We start from the raw sequence: 6,351 nt of genomic DNA, 5'->3' as shown, positions 1-6,351 counted from the left end.
GAGACTTTCACTCTCTGGAAATATTTAATGCCTACCCAAATTGAATATCAATTTTTATTTTCAAAAAATAATTTGTATTTTTCAAATTTTTCTTGAACATCAAGGTGGGTGTCCGCATACGCTTATGCTGGGCACACACAACGCATTATAAATAATTGCCATATGTCAATAATATCAAGGGCTGTAGCCCGTATCAATATTAGTAATTTTGTGAGTTTTGAAGCTCGCACTTGGCAACTATTCATATGCAAACGTTGTAAGTAATTGCCCAAATCTGAGAAATGGAAGAATTAATAAAAAAAATAAAAGACAACATACATTTAAGTATAGAAGCAGAAGACTATCTTATTTCTATTTCAAAAGAAAGAACAACTCCTAAAGGCTCAACTCTCATTCGACAGGGACAAAAGGTGGATAAAGTATATTTTGTAAAAAGTGGATGTCTTCGTTCGTATCTCACCGATAGACATGGGAAAGAACACACCCTGCATTTCGCGATTGAAAATAACTGGATCAGCGACTATATCGCTTTTCATGATAATCAACTTGCGACGTTGACAATAGAAAGTCTTACCGAATCTAATATCATAGAATTTAATGCTGAAAATATTTTTGGAATGCTTTCTAAATTCCCAGAATTAGAACCCTTTCAAAGGGGAAATTTAGTACGCCTTTCCATAAGTCTAGAAAAAAGAATCTTAAATCAGTTACAATTATCCGCAGCCGAACGCTATGACTTGTTTTTAAAGGATTACCCTGATGTAGAACAGCATACTCGAAACTATCACATAGCGTCATATTTAGGTATTACACAAGAAAGTTTGAGCCGAATAAGAGTAGAAAAAGCAAAAAGATAACTTTCTTACCATAGGTCAATTTTTTTCAAGAATCCTCACCATATCTTTGTATCAACTTATTAGAAACAATTTAATAGATACAATTATGAAAGTACTACAAATAGAAAAATACGGTGAGTTTAAAGATAGTTTGGCTTTTAACGAAGTAAGTAAACCAAACATACAAGCCACAGATATACTTATCGAAGTTAAGGCTGCAGCAATTAATCCAATAGACAAACTTATTGTGTTAGGATACCTGCAAGACATGCTGCCTATCCCTATGCCAAGTACAATTGCCTACGATGTAAGTGGAATTGTAGTTGAAAAAGGAGATGAAGTAAGCAATTTTGAAATTGGAGACTTGGTTTATTCCAGAGTGCCACAGGAGCAAATGGGTACAATTGCTGAATATGTTGCTGTAACCAGTGTTGCCGTTTCAAAAAAACCTGGAAATATTTCTTTCGAGGAAGCCGCAAGTTTACCATTGGCAGGACTTACGGCCTTGCAATCATTAGAACACGCTGGAGTAAAACAAAATGACAAAGTTCTTATTCATGCTGGATCAGGGGGTGTGGGTAGTTTGGCTATTCAGTATGCTAAAGCTAAAGGAGCTTATGTTTATACAACCACAAGTACCAGCAATGTACAGTGGGTTAAAGAACTTGGAGCTGACATTGTAATTGACTACAAAAAAGAGGACTATAAAACCATTGCAAAAGACCTTGATATCGTGTTTGATACGCTCGGTGATAATTATACCGTTGAAGCTTTTGAGCTTCTAAAACAAGGTGGTAAAGTTGTTAGCGTTAAAGGAGCTTTAGATGAAGATACGGCTAAAATGTTTGGAATGGTTGATTACAAACTTTCAGAAGAGTTAGTAAAACTGATTAATGCTAAAGATGCAAGCTACAAGTATATTTTTATGCATCCGAATGGAGCACATCTGAATGAAATTAAACTATTGGTTGAAGATGAAAAAATTAAACCAGTTATTGATAAAGTTTATCCTTTTGCAGATAGTATAGAAGCATTCACTCATCTTGCATCAGGCAGAGCAAAAGGTAAAATTGTAATTAAAATAGCTTAAAGTTAGTTGAGACATATTAAAATTTAGAAATCATGATGAAAAAAATATTAATTGGATTAGCAAGTATCATTATCCTTCTTGCTGTAGTCATATACGTTACAACCAGACCTAAACTAGAAGCAGATGGTTCTTATAGCCCTTCAAAATTGGCACTTACGCTAGGTACAGTTGATGTAAGCGATTTTGAAAATATTTCATACACTAAATATCAAGGAGATAAATCTAAAATTTTAGTAATTTTCACTGAAGAAAAGAACTTAGAAATGAAAAATGGGAAATTGTTTTCTACAGGAAACCACCCTATAGAGGCTCTAGTGCCAATGTTGCATTTAAAAAATGCAGGCTTTGATTTTGAAATAGTTACCCCTACAGGTAAACCTGTAGTATTTGAAATGTGGGCTTTTCCTGAAGAAGACAAGAATGTAAAAGCGATATACAACGAGTACAAATCAAGTTTTGAGCAGCCTAAAAAATTAGCTGAATTTATTACTAATTCATTTGCGAATGATAGCTCTTATGCTGCTGTATTTGTACCAGGTGGACATGGAGCAATGATAGGTATTCCTGAAGACAAAAACGTTGGAAAAATATTGAATTGGGCACATCAAAATGATTTGTTTACCATTACACTTTGCCATGGGCCAGGTTCATTATTATCAACGACTCTAAATAACCAAGAATTCCTTTATAAAGGATACAATATGGCCGTATTCCCAGACGCTGTCGATGAAATGACTCCGATGGTTGGTTATTTGCCAGGGCATATGATTTTAGGGGTAAGCGAAAGATTAAAAAGTTTAGGAGCTAATATTATTAATACCGAATCTGACAATACCGTTTGTATTGATAGAAAATTAATTACTGGGGCAAGTCCTTTAGCCTCTAATGAATTAGGAAAGCTAGCATCTGAAACTTTATTAAATGAATTGAAGTAATAACTACTTACACCACCTAAGAATATAAAAACAGCGAAAAACTACAGTGCCAGGCACTGTAGTTTTTATATTCGTTGTTGAGCTAAACCCAAGCCGGCGGGCTTAAAGTGAAGGATTTGGCGTATATGTATTTTTAATAATTTGAGAATTTTGGTGGGAGGTGGAAGTTCCGGTTAGTTTTCGAAGATTTGGCAAGATATGGCAATGATTATTACTATTAGTTTGAGTTTCAATTAGATTTTGTAATATTTTTGTGTTTGTTGCCTTTAATTTTCATCTTGAGAAATACACGCTTGCAGTGTCTGGGAAAACGCAAAAAATCACTGATTCTATCGAAAGTTTAGTTTTTTCAACTTTCTGGGATAAAACGAACCTGATTAATTCATGAATTTCGTAAATATTCAGGAATCATTCAGGCTAAAGTTTACAAGCAATTTATTTCATCATATCTAAAACAATCTGTTGTATGATCGTTTACCATGCCGGTGGCTTGCATATGAGCATACATAACTGTTGCCCCGACAAATTTAAATCCTCGCTTTTTTAAATCTTTGCTAATTTTATCGGAAAGTTCGGTTTTGGCAGGCAATTCGTTCATAAACTTATAAGAATTTGTTATTGGTTTTTGCCCAACAAAATCCCATATATATTTACTAAACGAGCCAAATTCTCTGCTAACATCAATAAAGGCTTTGGCATTAGAAATTGTTGCATTAATTTTTAGCTTATTCCGAATAATATTTTTGTTCTGTAAAAGATTTTCAATTTTTTCTGAGGAATACAAAGAAACTTTTTCGAAATCGAAATTGTCAAATGCTTGCCTAAAATTTTCCCGTTTTCGCAAAACAGTCAACCAGCTTAGCCCGGCTTGAAAAGTTTCTAATATTAAAAACTCAAATAATTTATAATCGTCAAAAACAGGGACTCCCCATTCTTCGTCGTGATATTTTATATACAAGCTGTCATTTCCAGCCCATTGGCAGCGACTTTTTTGTCCCGAAATATTGTTTTCCATACTTTAATCTGAGCTTATTTTTCAACAATAACAAATTCTGTTCTTCGGTTGAGAGCTCTGCCTTCTTCGGTTTCGTTGCTTGCAACCGGCAAATCTTCGCCAAAACCTTTCGATGATAATCTTGTACTGCCAATTCCATGTTCTACAAGATAATCGCTCACAGCTTTTGCTCTATTCTTCGACAAAACTAAATTTTCCTGATCGTTTCCAACTTTGTCAGTATGTCCGTGAATTTCAACTTTTATGCTACTATTTTCATTTAAAAACTCAAGGAAATTATCCAGAATAAATTTGCTTGTTTCTTTTAATTCATAAGAATTTGTAGCAAAATGAATATTATTAATTTTCACAGTAGTGCCCACTTCAATGGGTTTCACCTCAAAGTCTATTGAAACGGGTTTAGAAAAATCCTCTTCATCGGGATTAATAAATTGTGAGCTAAAAGCATATTCGTTTTTTCTAACAGTCATTAAAAACTGTTCGTCCTTTTCTATAGGTACAGCTACTGCATATTTTCCGGAAATTTTATCTACTAATCCTTCTGTAACTCTTTTTGTTTTAGCACTTTTCAGTTCGAGAGAGGCATCGGTAAGCTCATTTCCTTCAGCGTCAATAAGTTGCCCTTTTACGAATAATACCTTCTCGGGTTTTGCTTCTTCATAAAGTTCAAAAGAATAAATATCCCAGCCGCCATCTTCGCTCAATTTATTCGATGAGAAATAGGCATTTTTTCCGTCTGTGCTGACAACAAATCCAAGATCATCATCTTCGGTATTTATTGGGTAGCCAATATTTTTTGGCACCGACCATGTTCCATCGTTCAGATATTTCGTGTAGAAAATATCGAAGCCTCCCAAACCAATCAATTTATCGCTCGAAAAATAAAGTGTCTGGCTATCGGAATGTATAAACGGAGATTTTTCGTTTCCTTTTGTATTAATTTTTGATCCAAGATTTTTCACTTGCGTCCAATTCCCATTTTCGTCTTTATCTGCTTGATAGAGATCTATTCCACCAAAACCTCCGGGTCTGGCACTTGCAAAAAATAATTTTTTCCCATCGGCGGATATTGTTGGTTGCCCCTCCCAGGTAGTTTTGCCATTTATATTTTTATCTAATTTTCGCAAATTTGTCCATTCTCCATATTCATAATCGGAGGTGTAAATATCGCAATTGTTGTATGGTTGGTTGTTCACTTGAATAAAATTACAAATAGTTACAAACAAATGATTGTTGTCGATAGAAATTGTTACCCCACCTTGATTTGCTCCGGTGTTGAAAGGAAAAGGCATTTTTTTTCCTTCCGAAAATTGCTCGATACGCACACCAGCAGAATTTAGTTTTTCGCTAAAAGTAAACTCCTCAAACTCGCGTTCTGTAAGTTCGCCCATTGGCTTTTTTCTGTATTTTTTTGTAAAAAAAACCAATTCTCCATCGGGACTAATCAAGGGAAGATATTCGTCGTATTCCGATGAAACTCCAGTAACTTTCACAGGATCGAAAGGCACAGGATTGTTTATCAAATCTAAATATGTTTCAACATCATTGAGCATTTTCTTCGCATTTGCCAAGTCATTTTTCGACTTAGTATTATTTGAAACAAAAAGCCTTAGATATTTTGCAGACTCTTCTCGTTTGTTCAAATAATGATAATATTCGCCAAGGAAATAATAGGAATGGTACTTATTGAAAGAGGGACACAATTCAACTACTTTCAAAAAATAATTTTCGGCACGAGAAAAATTGGTGCGCGATTTTTTTGCAACTCTAATATCAACTGCTTTTGAGTTTCTTTTTGCTTTGAAATAATTTATTTCGGCTAAAACGTAAAGTGCATCGAAATAATCCGGTTCAACTTTTATTGCCTCCAAAAGCAATTCGTAAGTTTCAGATTTTTTATATTCGGGCAAGTCTATTGCTTTTTCGTAAAGTTTAACAGCTTTTCGGGTATCAATTTCTTCACATTCATGAGTATATTGAGCCATTGCCCCTGAAGCAAACATAAGGAAATTGCCAAACATTACTAAACCTATAAATTTAATAATCAGCTTATTAAATTGTATGTTTTTTTTATCTTTCAAAAAGCTTTGTCTTCAATAATTAAACTTTCAAATATAATTGAAAAATTAATAATTCGAACACAAATTCCAAAGCTGACTTTCATTTTTCTGGGCGACAATGAAATTGAGAATTTAATGATTCCTTGACTCTTACATAAAACTAACAACCTAACTATAATGCACAGCTCTCTCAGTAAAACGAATGAACGTTTTTCAAAGCGGCTATTATGGGTCTTATCTTATAAGCTAAAATTTTAGCTTAATGATATTTATACTATCTTAGCTGTTAACAGTTCCTTAAATTCATTATCTGTAAATTTAAGGTTTTCTATCTTTTTCTTGAGATTTTTGATTTGGCTGTTTCTTAACTTTTTCATTTTTTCTTCGCTATGACCATACTCATATGGCACTTTTT

General features: G+C 33.9%; 5 protein-coding genes. 3 read left to right on the top strand and 2 right to left on the bottom strand.

The window, feature by feature from the left end:
• The first annotated feature begins 281 nt into the window (after positions 1-281).
• The 3 genes from HN894_06875 (at position 282) to hchA (ending at position 2,861) form a co-directional block, all read left to right on the top strand.
• Positions 282-857: a Crp/Fnr family transcriptional regulator gene (locus HN894_06875; GenBank protein ID MBT7143045.1), complete on the top strand. Its 576-nt coding sequence runs from the start codon at positions 282-284 to the stop codon at positions 855-857.
• An 85-nt stretch (positions 858-942) separates the two neighbouring features.
• Positions 943-1,926, top strand: coding sequence for an NADP-dependent oxidoreductase (locus tag HN894_06870; protein MBT7143044.1), 984 nt, complete (start codon positions 943-945; stop codon positions 1,924-1,926).
• Between the two features lie 35 nt (positions 1,927-1,961).
• Positions 1,962-2,861: a protein deglycase HchA gene (gene hchA, locus HN894_06865; GenBank protein ID MBT7143043.1), complete on the top strand. Its 900-nt coding sequence runs from the start codon at positions 1,962-1,964 to the stop codon at positions 2,859-2,861.
• A 424-nt stretch (positions 2,862-3,285) separates the two neighbouring features.
• Here the strand turns inward: hchA and HN894_06860 are convergent, their stop codons facing one another.
• Together HN894_06860 and HN894_06855 are read right to left on the bottom strand one after the other, a co-directional pair.
• On the bottom strand, positions 3,286-3,876 hold the full coding sequence (locus HN894_06860; protein MBT7143042.1) for a DNA-3-methyladenine glycosylase I: 591 nt from the start codon (positions 3,874-3,876) through the stop codon (positions 3,286-3,288).
• Between the two features lie 14 nt (positions 3,877-3,890).
• Positions 3,891-5,957, bottom strand: coding sequence for an OmpA family protein (locus HN894_06855; protein MBT7143041.1), 2,067 nt, complete (start codon positions 5,955-5,957; stop codon positions 3,891-3,893).
• Positions 5,958-6,351: the final 394 nt, after the last annotated feature.

The sequence above is a fragment of the Bacteroidota bacterium genome (assembly GCA_018692315.1).
Lineage (GTDB): Bacteria > Bacteroidota > Bacteroidia > Bacteroidales > JABHKC01 > JABHKC01.
This window is presented reverse-complemented; position numbering and strand designations above follow the sequence as displayed.